Below are 20,232 nucleotides of genomic sequence, written 5' to 3'. Positions count from 1 at the left end.
GCAGGGTGCCTCGCGAAGTCATCGTCATCTGCACGTCGGAAGTCGTGAACAAAGCCACCCGTGACCGGTTCATCCCCGCGGGCATCTGGTTGCAGCGCCGTCATCCAGCTCGACGACGGTCTGCCCGACGGCCGGAGCTCACACACATCGGGCAGGGCGGCATCATCTTGGCTGCTGCCGGAGCGAGTTGCATCGTGAGGCGACTTGCCCGATATCACGACGCGTAACTATAGTTTCGCCCATCGTGATGCAGAAGATGCCGCACTCAGCAGCCGGGCAGATGATCGGCTACCTGTATCAGTGTGAATGGGCGCTGGTAGAGCTCGCCCGCCGCTGGTTCAAGGACCCTCAGGCCGAACTCCGCATGGAGATGCTCGATGACATCGACATCCTCCACGAGGACAACCCCGTTGAGCTCGTGCAGTCCAAGCATCACGGTCACCCAGGCGAACTCGGGCTGACCAGCGCTGACCTCTGGCGCTCCATCAACTCGTGGTGTGACGCTCTCGACCACGTACAGCCCGGGCAGATGCCCATGCTGCGCCTGGTCACCACGCAGAGCGTCCCGCCGGGTAGCTTGCTGGCCAAACTCAAGGCAGAGGACCGCGACGTACCCGGAGCGCTGGCGGTCCTTGAGGCCGTGGCGAAGGATCCCGACGGTGCCAGGACCACACGACCCTGGCGTGCACGATTCATGTCCTGCAGCCCGCAAACCCGCGCAGCCCTGGTCGGAGCCGTCGTTCTCGACGATCAGGCACCACGAGTGTCAGAGGTCGACTCTACGCTGCGTGAAGTGGTCGGGATCTGGAAGAACGACAGACAGAGCCAGGAAATCCTTGAAGAGCTGAAGGGTTGGTGGTGGACGGTGTCGCACGAGATGCTCGACCACGCCACGCCCGGCAGACGCCTATCGGTCACAGCTGAGGAACTGCGCACGCAGATCGACTACGTCTTCAGCAAGTACACACAGACCGCCCTGCCCGTGGTGGACAGCCTCGACGACCTGACCGAGCAGGAGATCGCCCAGTACGACGGCCATGTGTTCGTCGCGCAGCTGAAACTGATCGGCTTGGGGAACCGCAGCATCCGTGCCCACATCGGCGAGTACCACCATGCCTGGGCACACCGCTCACGCTGGGTCTACCGCCACCACGTCACCCCCGGCGAACTGGCGCAGTTCGATAGCGACCTGCGCCAGGAATGGAACCTCGTCTTCGCCAAACACGCCGACCGTTTCGAAGCGGGAAAGGCCGGCAATGACGCTGAGGCCGTCGGCGAGAACATCCTGGACGGCACCTTCGGCGCGGCCCAGGACATCAAACTCCGACAGGTCGACAAGCGCTGGATCGCCCGGGGGACCCTGCATTCACTCGCGGACAACGCTCGGACAGAGCTCAACCCACTCGGCTGGCATCCCCACTTCCGGGAACTGCTACGGGCACCCGACCAGACGACGAGCGGGGAGTAGCAAGTGCCCACCACCCAACCGCAGCTTCCCGAAGCGGCAGCGCTCCTCAACCCGGCCTTCGGCGCCTACATCCTCATGCACTGTGCCGCCGCATACACCGCGGCACACACGGAGCCCGAGGCCGCCCTCCCATGGCCCACCGCATTCCTTGCCCTGCCGCTGATCCTGCCCCCTGACTCACGGCGCGCCTTGCCCCGCGACACCCGGACCCAACTCGCTGGATGGCTTGCCGACAACGCCATGATCCGAGCCGCCTTCCCTCAACGCGCACCAGCCCTCCGCGGCTACACACAGGGCTGCATCCGCTTCGGCATCCGCCACCGCGCGCTGACGCTCTCCCCTGATGGCCTGCAAGCGGCCCGAAAGCCCAGCAAGCCTGATCCCGGCGAGCACGGTGAAGAAGCTGTCACCTGCGTCCGGGCCGCCACGCTTGTCGGCCGATGGTTCGCCGCCGCCGACCCCGCCACCGTCTTCACCCTGCTGGGCGTTAGGCCCTAACCCTTCCAAAGGAGCCTGCACCCCATGCATCTGCTCGCCCTCGCCCTCTACCACCGCGACGGTAGGCCCGACCCCCGGGTGGTCCACTTCCGCCCCGGTGCCCTCAACATCCTCACCGGAGAGTCCGAGACGGGGAAATCCGCGGTACTCGGAATCGTCGAGTACTGCCTCGGTCGGCAGACGTTCACCCTTCCCGACGGCGTCATCACCAATACAACCGGCTGGTATGCGCTGCTTGTCCAGATCGGCCCTACCCGACTCGTCCTCGGCAGACCCGCCCCCAAGGGCGCCTCGACGAACAAGGCCATGCTCGTCATCGGCGATCACACGCTCACCCTGCCCACAGCCAGCCACCTGAACGTGAACGCGGACGCCACCGCTCTGCGAGCCGAACTCAGCGCCCGCATCGGCATCGAAGACTTCCGCTTCCAGCCACCGCCAGGAGCTGGACGCCACGCCTTCGATGTCTCCATCTCCCAGGCCGCGCTGCTGTGTCTGCAAAAACAGAACGAGATCGCCAACCAGACCCTGCTCTTCCACCGTCAGGGAGAACCCGGGATCGCCCAGGCGATCAAGGACACCCTGCCCTACTTCCTCGGAGCCGCAGGACCCGAGCAGGCAGCCCGACGCCACGAACTCGCCGAGATCAAAAAGGCGCAGCGCCGCATTAGCAAACTGATCGAGGAAGCCAGACGCCGAGTGGAGGGCGGTGAAGCCCACCGCATCGCGCTGGCCCGCATGGCGGCGGACGCAGGCATGATCGCCGAAATCCCCGAAGCGGTGTCCGCCGCAGCGCTCGACCAGTTGCTGCACCGAGCCCTCGAAGCAGTTCCTGATGTGCCCTCCTTGCCCGGCCAGGACAGCCGCCGCGATCGGCTTGCCGCCGAACGCCGTGAACTGCGCAGCCAGCTCCAGGAACTCACCAATGCCCGGGGCATTCTTGACACCTGGAACGAAGAGAGCACCGCGCTGACCGGGGAACTGCACACCCAGCTCAGCCGACTCAAGCCCATCGGACTGCTCGCAGCCGCCCACCCGGAGAACGCGGGATCTGACACGTGCCCCGTCTGCTCGCAACAACTCCCCTTTCCCGACCCTGACATCGGCGACCTCGAAAGCCTCACACGCCGACTGGACCGTGAACTGGACGACCTTGCCGCTCTCCAGCCGGCCCGCAACCGCCACCGCGAGGAACTCGACGGCCGCAGCAACGAGATCCAGGCAAGGCTGCGCAACAATGCCGCGACCCTCGACGCCATCAACACCAGCGACCGGCAACTCAGACAGGCACAGGACCAGCGCACCCGCCTCGCCCACATCCAGGGCCGGATTCTGCAAGAGCTGCAACGCACCACCCCCCTGGGCAAGGACGAACTGGCAGACCTCCACCGCAACGCCGACCGGCTCAATGAGCAGGCCGAGGCACTGCAGCTGATGGTGGACGCCGACGAGGTCGGCGCCGAGACAGAGAACCGCCTCAACGAAGTCGCCGACCTCATGACCACCTGGGCGAGAACCCTCGACCTCGAGCACGCGGATACGGCAGAGGAAGTCCGGATCAGCCCCAGCCTGCTCAACGTCGTCCTACGCACCCCGGATGGACGCCGCCCACTGACCCGCATCGGCAGCGCGAAGAACTGGATCGGCTACCACCTCGTCGCGCACCTGGCCCTGCACACCTACCTCAACCGGCACAACCGGCCGGTGCCGGGCTTCCTCATGCTGGACCAGCCCACGCAGGCGTTCTTCCCGGAAGAAGTGCACGATGCCGATACCGTCCTGGACGCCGACTGGGAGGCTGTCCGCGCGTACTTCTCACTGATCTCCCAGGCCGTCTCATTGAACGAAGGAGCACTCCAGGTAATCGTCTGCGATCACGTCAACCTCCGTGACGACTGGTTCCGCGAAGCCGTCGTGGAGAACTGGAGAGGCGGAACAGCCCTGATTCCCACGGATTGGATCACTGAGGCCTGACCAGAAGACGAGACGATGTCCTTCGCAGCGGTCCGAGCGCTCTACTCGAGGAAAGTGGGACTGCTCCGGTCGAAGAACGTGGGGTCCCGGAACTCGTGCAGTGCCTCGGCGATCTGGGCACCGAGGCCACGGTCGCCGAGAAGGCCCGCGATGTCGTGCCAGGGATGCTGGAACGCCCGCAGCGCAGCCTCGAAAGCCTGCGTGAAGCCGCTCCCATCCGCCAGCTCGCACGCCAGCAGGGCGCCGAAGACAACGGCCGCTCCTCCGGGGACCGGCCACAAATGCCCGACGACGGCCTGCCTGGGGGAAGCTACCGAACGGGCAAGACCATGATCGTCATAAGGGCCCTGGGCATTAGCGGCAGCGCTGTGACAGGTGTTGAGAACCAGCAGTCTCCGTACCGTCGCGGACGGCAGCGCAGCGGATGCCAGCTCCTGTAGCGTCACCTGCTCGTCTGAGGTGAGCAGCACAGCCGACTCGTCCGGGTCCAGCACCGGGTGATGGCCATGTGCCACCACCCACAGCACGTCGTAGGCGTCGCTCTCGTACGAGGACAGGAAGCCAGAACGCGTCACCTCCTCGCCCTCCACGACGTCACAGCGGATGCCAGCCCATGAGAACACCGTCTCCAGCACCTCGATCTCGGCCCGGGAGAAGGGGGCATCTCCGCACCACAACTGGACCGACTTCACCAGCCGGTCCGGCAGCGGCTGGCGCAGACTGACAGCCAAGGGCAACACAGGACCGCCCCCACGCGCCAGGAGCGCCTGCACAGGGATTAGGGCAGGCAGCAGCGCCACGAACGCCTCAGCGTCTTCGGCACGCGCGTACTGCGCCAGATCGTCCACATCGACGTACGCCAGCAGCGCAGCCTCCAGCTCGTCGACGTGCTCGAAAGACTTGCTGCCGGTAGCGGGTGTCACCAGCACCGCATCGCTGAGACCTGGTGTGACCAGGCTCCGCCCGAGGGCCGCGTTCATCGCAGCAGCCAACCGCACCAGCCCAGCGTCATCCTCCTCGGGAGGAGCGGTCTGCGGCCTATACCAAGCGCGGCTACCGCCGGCCGCGAGCACAACGCACCCTCCGGAACGCCGCTCATCGGACCTGGTGCCGTACCAGACCGACAGCCACTGCATCAGCCGCTCCTGATCACCTGCCTGCAGCAAAGCATGAACCAGCGGCTGGCACACGGACCACACCACGCCCCGGTCCCGAGACCGCTGCGCCACGTCCTGTTCCCGCTCGTTGAAAGCGACGACCTTCTGCAGCTGCGAGACGACGTCGTCGAAGGAGGAAGCCAGCTCAGGCACTTCCATCCGCGCCGCCGCGACCGTCTTCAAGGAGAGCACCGTAAGCGGGTCCAACCCGATGCGGTCAAGGGCCCACTGAGCGATCACCTCCGGCCTCTGATGGGTGATAGGAGGCTGTGCACCAGCCAGCAGCACAGCGATCGAGCCCGCCATGGTGTGCCCAGGACGCGTATACAGCATTCTTTCTAGTACGTGACCCAGCACCTTCGCGTCGTGATGCCGCCCTGCCCGCACCAGGTGATGCACCAGAGCCACCGCCGCTTCCACCACCGACGCAGGGCCATGGGCGAGCATGACCCCGCACAGGACGAGGACAGGCCGACACAGCTGCTGCGCCAGGTCCTGCGCCGAGTGAGCGGTGGTGTTCAGGTGGAACAAGATCGGGGCCAGCATGATCAAGGCGTGCCCTGCCAGCGGGCGCCACGTGCTACTGCGCAGCGCGCGGTCCACCGCGGCCAGGTCAACATCAGCGGTGGTGGCCCCCAGGGCGACAGGAGCACCCAACGCGCTGTGCAGCCACCGCCACATCTCCAATGGCTGCGCGTACTCATACCCCCGCCGCGCCGGGTACCACCCCACCAACATCGCCAGCACCACACAAGCCTGCTCTGGCACCGCGGGGTGCGCTGCCCTCAACCGCCAGGTATCGCTCAGCGCTGCGTGAGTGAACTGATCCAGCAGATGGGGTGCTTCCTCCAGCTGATCCTGCTGCTGGCGCAGCACCAGTGCCACGGCCAGAACCGTCTCCGGATCGCCGAGCCCACCGGTCACTTCCTTCCCAGTCGGCAGATGCGCGGCCACTGAAGGAAACAGCTCGTCCAGACGCATTGCTTACCCCCGTTGTCGACGGGTAGCGGCCGTCGGCAACTTCTGAACGGTCCCAGGCCTACCCACCGCATCATTTCACCCGGCAGCCACGGGCAGCCGGCAGGGCATACCTGTGCTGCACGGCCTTCCACCGACAAGCCCTCAACGTGAGACCGGCCGACCCGCCACGTCCCCACAGCCCTGGCTGGAGCGCACCGCCCTGCCCATAGCCGCGAAAGGTCAAGCCAACTGCAGTCAAGGTCAGCGTGACGCACCCCATTCATCCGCTGACGGCCCCGCCCGGCACTGTCACACCCACCCCATATCGTCCCAGCCATGATGCATACCGCGGCAATCGGCATCCGGCGCGCACTCCTCCGATGGGGAACAAACCCTGCCTGCCCAGACGGAGACCAGGCATGACCCTCTGCGACTTCGAAGGATGCACGCGCCCCGCACGCGCCAAATCGGGAGGGCTGTGCGCGGGTCACTACACCCAGCGCAACATGGGCCAACCCCTGCGCCCGCTGCGCCACGTTCGCAGGACCGCGCCAGCCAAGGCACCCTGCTCCTTCAGCTCCTGCGAAAACCCCAGTCGCTCCCTGGGACTGTGCGGTGGCCACTATGCCCAAGCCAGAGCCAGCAAACCCCTAATCCCGCTCAGAACCCGCCGCCCCAACGGGCCGGCACCCACAGGGTGCGAGGTACCCGACTGCACCCGGACCCACCACGCAAGCGGTCTGTGCCGTCCCCATCACAGAGAACACGCAGGCGGCGAAGAGCTTCACGCTCCTGCACCGGACAGCGTCAACTGCCGTTTCACGCCATGCGCGGGCAAGGTCGTGGCACGCGGGCTGTGCAACGGACACTACAACCAAGAAACGGCAGGGAAGCCACTCACAGAACTGCGCGAGCGCTCCCTCAGTAACCCCGCCGCCTGCACATATACCGGCTGTAGCAGGCCTTACCACGCGAAGCAACTGTGCGCCGCGCATTACACCCAACTGTGGCGCAACGAGCCTCTGCGGCCACTACTCCTGGACGACAGGCCCGCCGACCAACGCCCGGAGCACTGCACCTTCTCAGGATGCACACACCCCTGCAAGGGGCGAAGCGGACTGTGCAACGGGCACTACACCCAAGTTCAACGCGGGCAGTCCCTCCGCCCGCTGGGCACCTTCACCCCCACCGGCACCCGACGCGAGCTCTGCGCCTTCCCCGGATGCGACAAACCATCCAAGTCCAAGCAATGGTGCACCGGGCACTACACCCAGACTCTGCGAGGCCAGGAACTGCGCCCACTGCGCACGAAACAGGCCGAGAGCCCGTGCAGTTTCGAAACATGCCCCAGGCCCGCACGAACCGCTGGCCTGTGCGGATCCCACTACTCCCAGAGCAGGAGAGGGCCCCTGAAGCCCCTGCCGGCGAAAGCACCCAGCCCCTGCAGTTACGAGGAGTGCGGCCTTCCAGCGGAGGCCCGGGGCCTGTGCTCGGCGCACTACAGCCAAAACCGCCTGGGCCGCTCCCTGGCACCTCTGAAGAAGCCGGGTGGCCGCGACTGCTCCTTCCCCCGCTGCGACAAGTACGCCACCACCCGGGGCTGGTGCCCAGGCCACTACACCCAATACCGGCAAGGACGCGAACTGCGCCCCCTGCACATTCCCGGCCAGCCCTGCACGTTCGACGGGTGCGACAAGCTTCAGGACGCACGGGGATGGTGCAGAGCGCACTACACACAATCCCAGCGAGGCACCGAAATGAGGCCGGTGCAGCAACCCAAGACCGGCTGCGACTTCCCGGGCTGCGACAGACCGCACCTGGGTCAAGGCCTGTGCCGGGCCCACTACACGCAACGCCGCAAAGGACGCGTCTTGCACCCTGTCCGCAGCACCCGGGACCCCCGGTACCTAGCCGAACTTCGCGCCCAGGACACCAGCGAGTGCAGAGCCTGCACCAAGATCCTTCCGATCGAGACATTCAGGGTGCGCCGGGACGGTCTTCCCCAACCGTATTGCCCCTCCTGCGCCTCCTTGCGAAGCCAGTCGAAAAAGTTCAACGTCACCGTCGAATTCCTTGTCCGACTCGCCGAAAGGCAGGAGGAACTCTGCGGCATCTGCCGCACGAACAAAGGACAAGCGGCATGGCACCTCGACCACGACCACAGCTGCTGCCCCGGGGACACCAGATGCGGCACCTGCGTCCGTGGCCTGCTCTGTCACGCCTGCAACACCCGCGGTCTGGCTTGGTACGAGCAACTGCCCTCACACCTGCGAACCTTCCAGCTCCTCAACGACTACCTGGACAACCCGCCAGCGCACATCCTGCAGAGCACCGACGAGGCCCTGTGAGCGGCCCTGAGCCCGCAAGGCCGCCGAGCGCGGAAGTGGCTTCGGCCCCAACATGAGTCTCGGCAGGGGAGACGAGACCTGTGCGCGTCAGGCCGCACGCAGGCGGGGGCGTGAGCCAGCAGGCTCACGAAGGGAAGCGGCCGACGGCTTCAGGGCCTGCTTCGGAGTCGGAGCCGGACCTGAGCCCGCCCCAGTGGAATCGAAGGCTTTGCTGCGCCTCGGCGTTTTGGAATGCAAGGTATGAAGGGGGATCTCCTGGCGAAGCCGGTTGCCGCAACGGCCCTCGGTCGTCACTCGGCGTGGCCACACCACGAAACTGAACCGGAGGCGAGACTGGTTCACCTGGCCGCAGCCGATCAGCTGCCGCCGACGACTGGGCCCCAGGCGCCCTGCTTCACCTGGTGTGGGCTCAGACGGGCCCGCTGGAGGCGCCGTTGGCCAGGTCGATCTGAGTGGCGGCGATGGTGCGACGCGACCAGTTGCTGGGAACGGGGAGCCCTGCGTTGACCACGACGACAGCCACCAGTGAGGGCGCCGGAGCATCAGGAGCACCGTGGAGTTCCGGTCGCATGAGCCACAGGTAGTTCTCCTGCATGCCGACCGGTTGCGTCTTGCGGGTGCTGTCCAGGACCAGCAGGATGGACAGCTGCTGCTGGACGGCGGAGGCGTACTGGGTGGGCTGGCCCAGATACCGGCGGGAGCGGTCGATGTCGAAGTGCTTGCTGCGTTCGACTTTGAGTTCACAGGTCACGCCGTCGTGCACGACGTCGGTGATGCCGAGCCCCTGCCGGGTGGCGCGGGCCACCCGGCCGCCGAGGAGCGGATCCTGTTGGAGGCGCTGCTCGACCTCGTCGTGGAAGCGGGCCTCGGTCACATACCTGCCGCGGCGGAAAAGCTGGTCGTAGGTGAGTTCGGCGGCCACGGCGGTGACGGCGGCCAAGAGGCGCCCGAATGCCTGCAGGGTTTCCTCGTCCTCGGTGAACTCCCGGACCCTCTCGTGCAGGGTGAGCAGGCGGAAATCCATCTGGGGGAGCGAGGTCAGCGCGTCGCGGGTGGAGTCGAAGGGGCGCAGACGCAGCTCCGGGTAGCCGGCCAGGTCCGCGGCACACACCCTGCCCTCCTGCGACCAGAAGCGTGCCACCACCCGGACCGCCTGAGGCGGCTGCCCTGCTCCGAGGGCGAATCTCACGACCAGTGTGCCTTCACCGCCAACCGAAACGCCGTCCTCGCCTTCCTCCGCGCGGCCGCCGGCGGGGGACGCAGGACGGGACAAGGAGAAGGACGGCACGACCAGTTCGTCAGGGCTCAACACCGACAGCAGCTCGACCTCCAGACGGTCGGCCCAGTCCGGCCAGGCATCCATGCGGAACTCGACGCGCAGCGTGTAAGCCCGCGCGGGATGGACGACCTGGCCGTGGGTGACACGGCGCTCGTCGAGCCACAGCAGACAGACCAGCACCAAATCCTCCTCGGCCGCCGCGTCAGCGGACGGCACCGGGACACCGCCCCGCGCAGTGACGCCGCGGGCGGCCCGCAGCGGCACCGGCACATCGGCCAGCAGCCCGGCCAGCCGGTCGCCCCGCACGCCCCCCGCCAGGACCTGCTCGAGCCAGACAGCGAGCGCACCGTGCAGCGGGTCACTGCCCTCGAGCTCCTCCCGCAGCTCCTCGGCACGGACCCGGGCAGCCTGGGCATGTGCCCGCTCCTGGTCCGCGTCCGCCCGGCGCAACGCCTCGTGAGCCCGCATCAGATACGCCGCTACACGCAGAGATCCCGCCCACACCCGCAGGAACCCGGCCGTGGCGGTGGATGGCAGATGGTCCTGCTCCACGCGGCAGGCGATGTCCTCCAGGCGTGCCGATGCCGCCGCGACCCTGCGGGCAGCGGGATCCGTCCCACCCGGAGCAGCGATCACGCCGGCCGTTTCACCGCGCAGCGCCAGACGCGCATGGACCGCCAGGTCACGCTGAGCAACAAAGACGTCTTCCAGGTCGCCCTGATGTTCCGGAAGAGGCCACACGGGCGTGTGCCCGGACCGGTGTGCCGGATCGGCCTGGGACAGGGCGTGATCGAGCACGGGCCGCAGCAGGTCCCGGTGACCGTCATAGGCGGGCACAGGGGGCAGCAGCTCGTTCACGTGGCACGCCAGGGCATGTGCCTGCGACCAGCGCCCGAACCGCTGGAGGACCTCCACCAGCACCACGGCATCCCACAGCCCGTCGGCAGAGACCAGTTCCTGGAACTTGCTGAAGGGCACATGCACCCCTCCGCCGGCCGTGTCCATCAGCAGGACATAGCGCAAATCGTCATGATTGTTGAACGGGTCGTTGAGGTCGGGGTCGCTCAACGCAGCCATCCGCACGGCGGCCATCGCCTCGCTGCACGCCGTGGTGCTGCTCCACCCGGCACGGTCCGCCAGCCGCTCGGAGCGGTGCGCGGACAGCGCTTGAGCCTTGCCGAGAATCCACAGCTCGACCTGCGGAACCTGCGCCGCGTCCCACCGCGTGCGTTCGTAGAAGATCACGTCGAGCGCCAGGGCCACCAGGTCCTGCCGTTCCGCGTCATCCTGGTAGGCGGTAGCAACGCTCGCTGCCAGATTGATCAGGGACCACATGTGCTGGTCGTGCAGCAGACGGCGGCCGTGGGTCAGCATGGCCCGTACGACGGCCACATAGGGGTCCTGCATCAGGACGGGCCCGCAGTCGGCCAGACTGCCGGGCAGCTGATGCCGCTGTGCGAGCCCGGCCCAGCCCTCCACGGCTGCTGCCCGCAGCAGCGTGTCCTCGCCGAGCAGGCGCCGGTACAGCAGCGGCAGCGTCCGCGCCACGACACCGGGCCGCTCTGCGTACCTGCCGGCAATCCGGCAGGCGAGTTCCAGGCAGTCACGGCGGATCCACCGCACCTGCTCCGGTGTCCGCTGTCCGGCCTGCACATACTGATCCGTGGCGGCGTCCGCAGCCAGAACCGCATCCAGGACGTGCACCGGAGCCTGTCCCGCGCAGCGTGCCAGGGCACTGCGCACCTCCCGAAGTACGGCCTGCACCCGGTGTTCCCGGCTGAGATGCTCCAGCACCGGGGGAACACCCGTCGCGGAGGAGGGGTGCACCAGCGCGCTGTGCGGCGTGGGCGGGGTCCGCAGCAGGAGCATGTGGCCCAGCAACGTCTCCGCGTGGACCGCCATGACCTCAGGGAACTGTTTCGCCAGATCGTCCACCAGTGTGGCCACCTCGAATCCCGCCTCCTGCCCCCACCGGCCGTCCAGGAGACCGACGGCCGCCTGGCACAGCATCGGGGCAACGGCCTCCCGCACCTCGGGGGCCACCTGCCGGCGCAGGAACCGGTCGTCCTGGCTGAGCAGCCGCCGCAGGTGATCGAGACACTTCACCAACCGCTCGGCGTGTTCGGCGCAACGAGGGGTCACGCGGGCAAGATCCGCGAAGACCACCTCGAACTCGCCCAGCATGGCCTCAGCCACCGCCGCAGCGACCTCCATGGAAGGCACAAGATCGAAATGGTCCGCGTCCGGCTGCGCCAGGGCCTCGCGCAACGACCCGGACATGTCCTGCCACCTGCAACGCCCGCCTGCCAGCAACAGGCGTGCCGCAACAGCCCCTTGATGGCGCCGTACCTCCGCCTCCCGCACCGGCTGCACCGCGGCTCCGGTGGTACGCCCGGCACTGCCCGCGGGAAGAACCAGCGCGGGCCGCCCGGGTACGGAAGCGGTCAACAGTTCGGCCACCAGGTCCAAGGCCAACGGCAGACGCGCGTCGGCTACCGCGATGAGACCGGCCGGATCGGCTGACCGCGGGCTCTGCCGACGCCCTGACCGCGTGTACACGGGCCCGGCCACCAGACGCACACACGACATGATCACTTCACGGGTGATGTCCTGGGGCCCGTAGGAGCGGGGGAAGTCGACCAGGCAGGCGGCAGCCTCGGACGAGGGCCGCACGCGCAGAACCTCGCAGGCCAGCGCAGCCACCTGGTCCGCCCGGGTGACACCAGCCCGCACCAGGGAACGCAACGGCGTCAGCAGCCTGTCCTCATGCTGTTCACGCACCAGCGGGAACAGCTGCCCGACCAGATCGCCGGAGAACAGATCGGGGGCCCGGCGGGCTGCAACGGCCAGCCGCCGGTGTGCAGCGGCAACCCGTTCATCCGGACTGTGACCGGGGGAGTCAACGATGTTGAGGTCCTCACGCAGCTGGTGCGTTCCGGCATCGTTCGCCGCCAGCAGCGCCGTCCGAGCGGCACGCCGCCGCCGTGCCTGCAGCGCCGCCGCCTCCTGCAGCGCCTTGTGCTGCTGATGCTGCTGTTCGGCGGTGGCATCCGAGGCGTCCACGACGGTGAGCAGATTGGGCATCCGGCCCGTCGGCGCACGTGAGGGGCAGTCACGGCAGTGCTCGCGCACGTAGTCTCCGGCGATCAGCTCCAGGTTGCTGGCCATGCTGCCGTGGCCGCCGACCTCGCAGTAGATCTCCCGCATGTCGATGGGCAGCCCGCTCTCCGCTTCCGCCAGGCCGTGGCCGCCGGAGTAGCGGAACTGCATCCGGGTGCAGTGGTGATGGGCCAGCTCGATGATCCCGCGGTTGCGGTGCCCCGTCTCCAGCGCCCGCTCCCACTGATGCTCGTTCACCCGAACCCCGTTCTCGCTCGCAGCCCGCCGCCGCTTTCCGGCTCAGGGGAATGGACCTGACCACCGTGCGGGCCACAGCCCGCGGGCCGCCGTACCCGCCACCGAAGCCAGGCCTCACGCCGTGAACGTACCGTCAGGCACTGACAATCAGCCCGGCCCGGCACCCGCTGCCCCTCCGCAACAGGGCATCACCCGGACGCAGTCGGCGTCTTCAGGCACGGGGCGGCCAAGGTGCCGCAGACGCCGCCGACCGGACCCGCCCCTGGGAGATGTGGAAGCAGACAGACATCAGCCGGCCGGCCGATCAACGGATGATCTTGTGGAAGAAATACACCGCGGCCGCGAAGGCACCCCCGGCGGCGAGGACACCTGCGGCGAGGGTGCCGTCGTTGAGGCGGGTCAGCGCACCCGCCCCGACGGCGGCCAGCACGCCGAGCAGGAGGACGAAAGCGGTGCGTTGGTCGAGAAGGGGATCGTGGTCGTTCACAGCAGCTCCGTAAGAAAGCCCGACACCACCGGCCGGGTTCGCTGATGCTGTAGCGAACGGGCCCCGCGCCCCCCTCGGGTGACCCATGTCACGCAAGGGATGCGCGGGGGAGCCGAGGGGAAAAGCGCGGCTCGGCCCTATGAGGTGGGGGTGAGGCAAACCCAGTCAACCGACGATCCGGCCGCGGCACAAAGGAGTGCACATGTCTGACGATGCGGCGGGCACTCCCCACCATTTCGGCCTGTCCCTGCACGGCGGAGCGGAACTGCTCACGCTCGAAGGCGACCTCGACCGTCTCGAACAGCTCATGGCCCCGGGTGCCCCCGGCGAGAGCGGACTCGAGCGGGCCGACCGCCGTGCCAGGGATGCCGAGCTGGTCCGGATCCTGCACGGGCAGGGTTTCGAGGGGCCGATGTTCGAGAAATTCGCCGGCCGGCTGATGGAGTACGCCTGGCCTGTCCTGCTCAACTGGACCCAGACCGGGGAGATCTTCCGCCAGGCCCGTGACAACGGGTGTCCGGTCCCCGCTGCCCTGATCGTCCCCGACTGGCCCTGGGAGGACCGCTACGGGGTGGTGACCGACTCCGTCCTGGACGGTCTGGAGACCTTCCGTGCCAACGCACTGGTCCGCGGAAGATGGAGCCCCGTAAAAGGGGCGGCACTGACGACCTACTACGTGCGCGCCTGCATCTTCGCCTTCCGCCGGGTCTACGTGGCCTGGAGCAAGCAGCACACCAGGGACCGGGCTGCGCAGACCTGTACCGGGCTCGAGGACGACCCCGTCCTCGCCCTTCCCGACCAGCGTGCCGCGGATCCCTGCCACACCGCCGTCGTCAACGACACGATCGACCGCATCCTGCCGCTGCTGACCACGCCCGAACTCCGCGTGGCCGTGGCCTGGCGCGGAGCGGGATGCACGCAGGAGGACGCTGCCAAACTCGCCGACCTGAGCGTGAAGCAGCTGGAAGGCCGCCTTGCCCGCGTACGCACCAAGATCCGCGAGCAGTACAGCGAGGGAGGCACGCGATGACAACCCAGACAGGAGGGGCCATGGATGCCAACCAGGTGGCCATCAGCCACGACGCCTTCGACGCCCTGCTGGACGCCTCCAGCCTGGGGGCCCCGCGGGTGCAGGCGCTGCGCCGACTTACACCTTCCGCTGTGCAGGAACACCTCGCTTCCCGCCTTGCCCGCCAGGACGCCGCTGACCCCGGTCGCATCGAGCGCGTCGAACCTCCGGCCGAGCTGGACGTGGATCAAGTACAACCCCCGACGCAGCGTCACGAGCAGGAACAGGACCTGGACCACGAGCGACAGGATGATGGCAGCAGGTCACACAATTCAGAGCAACTGAACAGCTTTACCGTAAGCTTCGTGACCAGAATCATCACGCCCATTTTCTTCCTGAACAATTCCCCTTCAGGATGGCCTGACGACTCAGCAGAACACTTCGCCGAAGCGGCAGAAAGGATTTATGAAAATGTAATTCAGGAACATTCCGTGCATGACGCAGGAAAAGCTGTTCCCGTTCCTGGGAATCCTGGCAACGTGAGGTTCCACAGGAAATACACATTCTACCCGAGCAGTGGATTCGACGGTACGGACGAGCTGGGCGCAGGACTGGAGGCAGTCCGGTATTCGCATTCCGGAAACCTCTACAGCGACCTTCTCGACACCCTGTCCCGCATCGGTGCAGGAAACCGCGCACGAACCGACCACCAACGAGGCGGCGGCAGGGACGCCCGGGGCCGGCGCGATGGCACCAACCTTCTCGCCCCTGGGGCATCCGGTCTCCTGATGCGGGCGAGCGGCGCCGACCTCACTCCGTGGCAGAGCGAGCACCTCGACGCCAGCCAGGTGCTGTACGTGGTGGCTGCGCCCCGGGCGCGGCCGCGGGGGCAGGAGACCTGGCGGCCTGCTGCTGCACGGGAATACCTTGCTGCTGTTGCGCTCACCTGCGAACTCCGTCGCATTCTCGCCGGGCAGGGGAGCGGCGGATGGAACGCAAGACGCTCCTGGCTCGACCGCCTGGACTCCCACCAGGAGCCGGGGGCGGCGGCCCACCCGATGCAGGGCACCGGGTGGGAACACCTCGTGCTCCGACTCGTGCTGCAGCCGCCCCTCGGATGGCGCGACCGCTTGGCTGCGGCGACGTGCCGGGACGCCGTGCGCTCAGCATTTATTGACGAACATCAGATGCTGAAAGAAAGAATTCTGGCAGTCACCCGCAACGCTCTCCTCGAGGAACTTTACTGCCCTGCCGACAAGCATCACGGATGGAACGGAGAGACTTCCCCGGCACGTTTCCAAACCGACTGCCATGTCCCCCTGTCGAATCAGGAACTATCTACATTCACCTGCAAGGGAAAACCTCCACGGCTCGATTCGGATGAAACATTCACAGAGCTGGTGGCGGCAGCACAGAAGCTGCTGAACCTTTTCCAGGGTGACAGTTCAACTCTGGTGCTCCCAGCAAACAAAGAAAGCATCGAGGGTCTGCAGGAAAAAGCAACCGTACAAGCAGCCGTCAGACGACTCTCAGCGACAGGGAAATCCCGCCAATAAAGGGGGAAATCGCCACGACCTCCGAGTGCTTCCCGGAAGGAGAACTCCGTGGACCGAAACCCACGCGCAGCCGCGGGAGGAATTACTACTCCCAGGTCAGAAGAAGACCCCACTTACCCCGAAAGCCGGGTGAACAGAAAAGGTGGGCCTGTCACACACGTTGCGCCGAATGCGACCGACGCGTAAAGGCCCGTCAGCCCGCATAGGCGTCGTCGATGGCGGCTGCGTTGATCAGGGCCACCCGCAATGCGTCACGCTCGGGGTTGTTGTTGTCAGGGGCCTGGGAGTAGAGGGCGGCCGCGTAATGGACGGTCCTGGTGCGCCGGTAGCCGTCGACGGGTCCGTGGTCGAGAGCGGCGGCAGCGATGAGCTGGGCGGTAGGGGAGCGCGGTGTGCGGGCGGCGCGTGCGGCGATGCGGTCGGTGTCGTGCAGGCTGGGCTGCTGGGCGAGGGTAGCGGCAGTGAGCTCCAGCCAGGTGTCCTCATCGAGAGCATCGGCAAAGGCGAAGTGCCCCGCCCCGCGCAGCGCGGACCCGGGCAGAGTGGCGTCCAGAGCGGCCCGCCACAGGACAGCGGCCCGCCCGGCCACCTCACCGCTCCCGGCACGAGCGGTGTAGGTGGCCAGCCGGGACAGCATGGTGGAGACGCCCTCGTCCCCGCCGGGACAGCCGGCGAGCCCGGCAATGAACTCCCCAGCAGAGCCCAGGGGCTCGGCTTCGTCCAGCAGAGCATGCAAGGCCCGGTCGATGGGGCCTTCCGCATCAGACGCACACATGGCGCACCACAGGCCGGTCCGGTCCAGGCGGGCCAGCAACGATGAGTCGGGCCTGCCGTGGGCGAGCCAGACCCGCGCGGGGCGCCACACCGCATCCAGAGACAGGAGCGACCCGGTGTGGGCGGCCGTCCACACCGGGTCGCACACGTGCAGCTGAGTGAGACAGAACCCGATGACGGCGAGGGCCTGGTCGTCCGGCTCAGCACCCAGCAGCCCTTCCAGGGTGGCTGTCAGCTCCTCGGGCAGGCCCTGACCGCTGCGCACCGTCTCCCGCAGCCCCCACGCGATCAGCGACAGCAGGGCACTGCCGCCTGGCACCACCGTGGCCGCCGCCAGCGGCATGGAAGTACCCAGACGCGGTGTGCTCCAGCCCGAAACCAGGCCGTGCAGCCACACCACGGCATCCGCTTCCGCGGCTCCCATGGACTCACCACGATCCCAGGTACGGTGCAGGAGGTTGCATATGACCAGCTGGAGCCGGACGGCTCCCGGAGCGCCGGCGTCCTGCGGACGCACGGCAAAAGCTGCCTCGGCGAGGGAACCCAGCATTCCTGGAGCCAGCAAGCCGCTGGCAGAGGCGTGGTGCAGGGCATTGAAGTAGGCGGCTTGCAGAGCCGGGCGCGCGGCGGCCGCCGCGATCGCACCCGGCCCGCCAGCCCATTCCTGAGGGTCCTGGGCGACGAGCTCGCCCAGGAGGGCGGCGCGATCACCATCACCATCGTCGTCATCGACAGGCGCAGCGGCGAGCGCAACAACAGCAGTGACCATTCCGGCGTCCTGGGCCTGGCTCGCGAAGGTCTCCAACTGAAGCCCTCCGTAGGCTTCCACCCAGGTGCTGATCTTCACCACGGGCTCGGGCCGCCCAGGGGGCGGCCCGTACTTCTCCTCCAACAGAGCAAGCAGCGGCTGCCACGGCGCACGCACTGCCTCGGGCAGCACCACCGACAGTCCTCGAACGATCCGCCACTGATCAGGCACCGGCCCCGGGAAAGCCCCGGCCCACGCACTCATCTCCTCCGCGCCCGGCGGCGCACCCAGACCTTCCCCGAGCGCTGCCTCCATCTGCGCCCGCAGCGGCTGCGGACACCGGGTGCCAAGGAGCGCCAGGAAATCGGCCAGGTCCGCACTCGGCCACGACCCGCCGCCTATGTACCGGGCGACCTCGACTGCGGCCTGCCACCACGCGGCCGCAGCCTGCGTATCCAGACTGTCGTGGGCCCAGCACTCACTCAGGTGCACAGCCACCAGCCGTGACCGGTGCGCGGTGGCGGGCAGCTTCGCGTGCACTGCTCGCAGCCGCTGCACGAGCGACACACCCAACTGCGCCTCAGCCAGGCAGAGATCGAGCACGGCACGCATCAGCGTCACCACCATGTGCTGCGGCGGGTCCTCCAACGTGACCTTTGCGAGTTCGTTGACGAGCTCGGCCTGCAGACTCGTGGCCTCGTCATCCAGATGGTCGGCCAGAACACCGGCGAGCGCGAAGCGGATGATCCCGCCGAGCCGGTCCTGACCGGTGCGCAGCCGACCATCGGGGTGAGCGGTGGCGACCAGAGCCCCCAGCAGTTGCTCGCTCTCCCATGACTCGTGTGTGGTGAACGAACGGGTCCGCAAAATGCTTTCCGCAACGATGACCCACGCTCCGGTGCGCTCGGAGACAGGGATGTCTCTGGCCCACAACGCGGCGCGGAGCAGGACGAACCTCTCGGAATGGGCTCGCACGAGCGTAGTCATCAGCCCGCACGCGGCTATGCCCGTCTCACTCACCAGAGCGACCGTCTGCGACAGCGCACCAGGCCCCTGCGCACGGATCGCATCCAGGTTCTCCGCTACCCAGCCACAGACTCGTTCCGGCTCATCGGCCAGTACCCGTCGCAGGTACGGTGCAGCCGGCCAGCGGCGTTCCTCGGGAAGAAGCCGGGAGAGCGACAACAACCCGAGCCAGTGCCCGCTCACGGCCGCCCGGAAGAAGTACGCCCCTGCCCGCGGATCAGTCATCCGCGCGATCTCATCCGCGTCCTCCTGCACTGGGGCATCCAGTCGGGCAAGCTCCCGCAATCGGTCGGCCCGCTCAGGCAAACCGAGGAACAGCTGCTCCATGGCGGCAGTGACGCCGTCGAACTGGCGGCGCGCCTCGTCCGCCCCGCTCCTGGAACCGTGCAGCACGCTGGAGGCGGCACTGTAGAAAGCGCTCCAGCTGCGGGCTGCTTCCGTCTCAGCGAGCCCCATCTCCTGGCGGGTCTGCTCAAGCACCAAGCGCCCGATCTGCCGTGTACGAAACCCTCCACGATCGGCCCGCTCGGCGTGCAACTGGGCGACCGCATCCACAAGGACGTCGAGATCCCCATCCCCCACATCACCTTGCTGCCACGAAGCGGCCACGGCCACGGCCGCCTCGGTGACAGCCCGGGTAGCGCTAAGAAGCCCAGGGAAGTCCATGCCCGCGATCTTCCCCACACTGTCCATCGCCCCACGCAAGCACGACTGCGCCACTTCGTAAGGAGCCTGGAACACAGCAGGCCCGTTCAGGACGTGAGCCGCGTCCAACAACAGGCTCAGCGCCCGCCGCCCGTCAGCACCCTGGGCCTGAAGGGCAGAAGCGAGCTCCGAACGCACTGAACACCCAGCCGGCACCGGCTCGGCCTGCCCGCTGACAGGAAGAGGACTGGACATCGGCCCACCGTAGCTGCCTATGCGGCCCCACAACCCAGGGCCCTGCACCCGCAAACACGACGCCCAGACCCAGCCTGCAGCCCACTCAAAAGACACGGCCCACCTGGCGACTACGCCAGCCACACCAAGGCTCAAGGGGCAAAGCCACCGCACCGCATAGAAGGCACAACAGCCGCGTCAGCGGCCCCAGCAAAGAACCGCCAACGCCCATAACAGCAGGCCCACAAGTACCCACTCCACCACAACACCGCCCACCCCCACCCATAAACACAACAAAACCATTGAAACAACTCAAAACATCCCACGCCAAAACGCCGCCAGGCGCACCCCTTCAAACACCGGAACGCCACCAACCCACACCACCGACTCACAAAAGGCCGCGCCAGCGGCTAAACAAAACACAGAAAACAATTTGCCGCCAGGCAAAAACACAACCCACAAACCCCACCCACACACCAGAATTCGCCGTCAGGCAAATTCGCACCCCAAACAGGGACGCGCCAGCGGCCCAACATAAACAACAAAGAAATCACTCCCACATCAGAATTCGCCGTCAGGCGAATTCACATCCCAAACAAGGGACGCGTCAGCGGCCCCGGCATAAACCACAAAGAATTCGCCGTCAGGCGAATTCCGGGGGCAGGAATTCCGTCAGGAATTCCCTCTAGGGGCTTTATGCCCCTCCGCCCCC

General features: G+C 67.2%; 9 protein-coding genes. 5 read left to right on the top strand and 4 right to left on the bottom strand.

Features of this window, described 5'->3' with window-relative positions:
* Positions 1-247: 247 nt before the first annotated feature.
* The 3 genes from EES43_RS30180 to EES43_RS30170 are packed head-to-tail and all read left to right on the top strand — an operon-like array spanning position 248 to position 3,940.
* The gene (locus tag EES43_RS30180) at positions 248-1,468 is read left to right on the top strand and encodes an ABC-three component system protein (RefSeq protein WP_241192747.1); all 1,221 of its coding nucleotides are present in this window, start codon (positions 248-250) and stop codon (positions 1,466-1,468) included.
* A 3-nt stretch (positions 1,469-1,471) separates the two neighbouring features.
* The gene (locus EES43_RS30175; RefSeq protein ID WP_124272228.1) at positions 1,472-1,966 is read left to right on the top strand and encodes a three component ABC system middle component; all 495 of its coding nucleotides are present in this window, start codon (positions 1,472-1,474) and stop codon (positions 1,964-1,966) included.
* A 24-nt stretch (positions 1,967-1,990) separates the two neighbouring features.
* The gene (locus EES43_RS30170) at positions 1,991-3,940 is read left to right on the top strand and encodes a DUF3732 domain-containing protein (RefSeq protein ID WP_124272227.1); all 1,950 of its coding nucleotides are present in this window, start codon (positions 1,991-1,993) and stop codon (positions 3,938-3,940) included.
* 41 nt (positions 3,941-3,981) lie between these two features.
* On the opposite strand, the gene EES43_RS30165 is transcribed toward EES43_RS30170, so the two are convergent.
* From EES43_RS30165 to EES43_RS30150, 3 genes are all read right to left on the bottom strand, one after another.
* Entirely contained in the window at positions 3,982-6,078 is a 2,097-nt protein-coding gene (locus tag EES43_RS30165) for a CHAT domain-containing protein (protein ID WP_124272226.1), read from the bottom strand.
* Between the two features lie 2,736 nt (positions 6,079-8,814).
* The gene (locus EES43_RS30155) at positions 8,815-13,041 is read right to left on the bottom strand and encodes a hypothetical protein (protein WP_124272224.1); all 4,227 of its coding nucleotides are present in this window, start codon (positions 13,039-13,041) and stop codon (positions 8,815-8,817) included.
* Between the two features lie 304 nt (positions 13,042-13,345).
* Positions 13,346-13,528 (bottom strand): hypothetical protein, encoded by a 183-nt coding sequence (locus tag EES43_RS30150; protein ID WP_124272223.1) that lies wholly within the window; start codon positions 13,526-13,528, stop codon positions 13,346-13,348.
* A 202-nt stretch (positions 13,529-13,730) separates the two neighbouring features.
* On the opposite strand from EES43_RS30150, the gene EES43_RS30145 reads away from it, so the two are divergent.
* Both EES43_RS30145 and EES43_RS30140 read left to right on the top strand, forming a co-directional pair.
* On the top strand, positions 13,731-14,558 hold the full coding sequence (locus EES43_RS30145; RefSeq protein ID WP_124272222.1) for a sigma-70 family RNA polymerase sigma factor: 828 nt from the start codon (positions 13,731-13,733) through the stop codon (positions 14,556-14,558).
* 20 nt (positions 14,559-14,578) lie between these two features.
* The gene (locus tag EES43_RS30140) at positions 14,579-16,093 is read left to right on the top strand and encodes a hypothetical protein (protein ID WP_124272221.1); all 1,515 of its coding nucleotides are present in this window, start codon (positions 14,579-14,581) and stop codon (positions 16,091-16,093) included.
* A 193-nt stretch (positions 16,094-16,286) separates the two neighbouring features.
* Here EES43_RS30140 and EES43_RS30135 read toward each other — a convergent pair whose 3' ends face one another.
* Positions 16,287-19,334, bottom strand: a complete 3,048-nt coding sequence (locus EES43_RS30135) for a hypothetical protein (RefSeq protein ID WP_124272220.1) — start codon at positions 19,332-19,334, stop codon at positions 16,287-16,289.
* Positions 19,335-20,232: the final 898 nt, after the last annotated feature.

It is taken from the genome of Streptomyces sp. ADI96-02 (assembly GCF_003846185.1).
Lineage (GTDB): Bacteria > Actinomycetota > Actinomycetes > Streptomycetales > Streptomycetaceae > Streptomyces.
The sequence above is the reverse complement of the archived record's forward strand: the minus strand, read 5'-3'. Positions and strand labels throughout refer to the sequence as shown.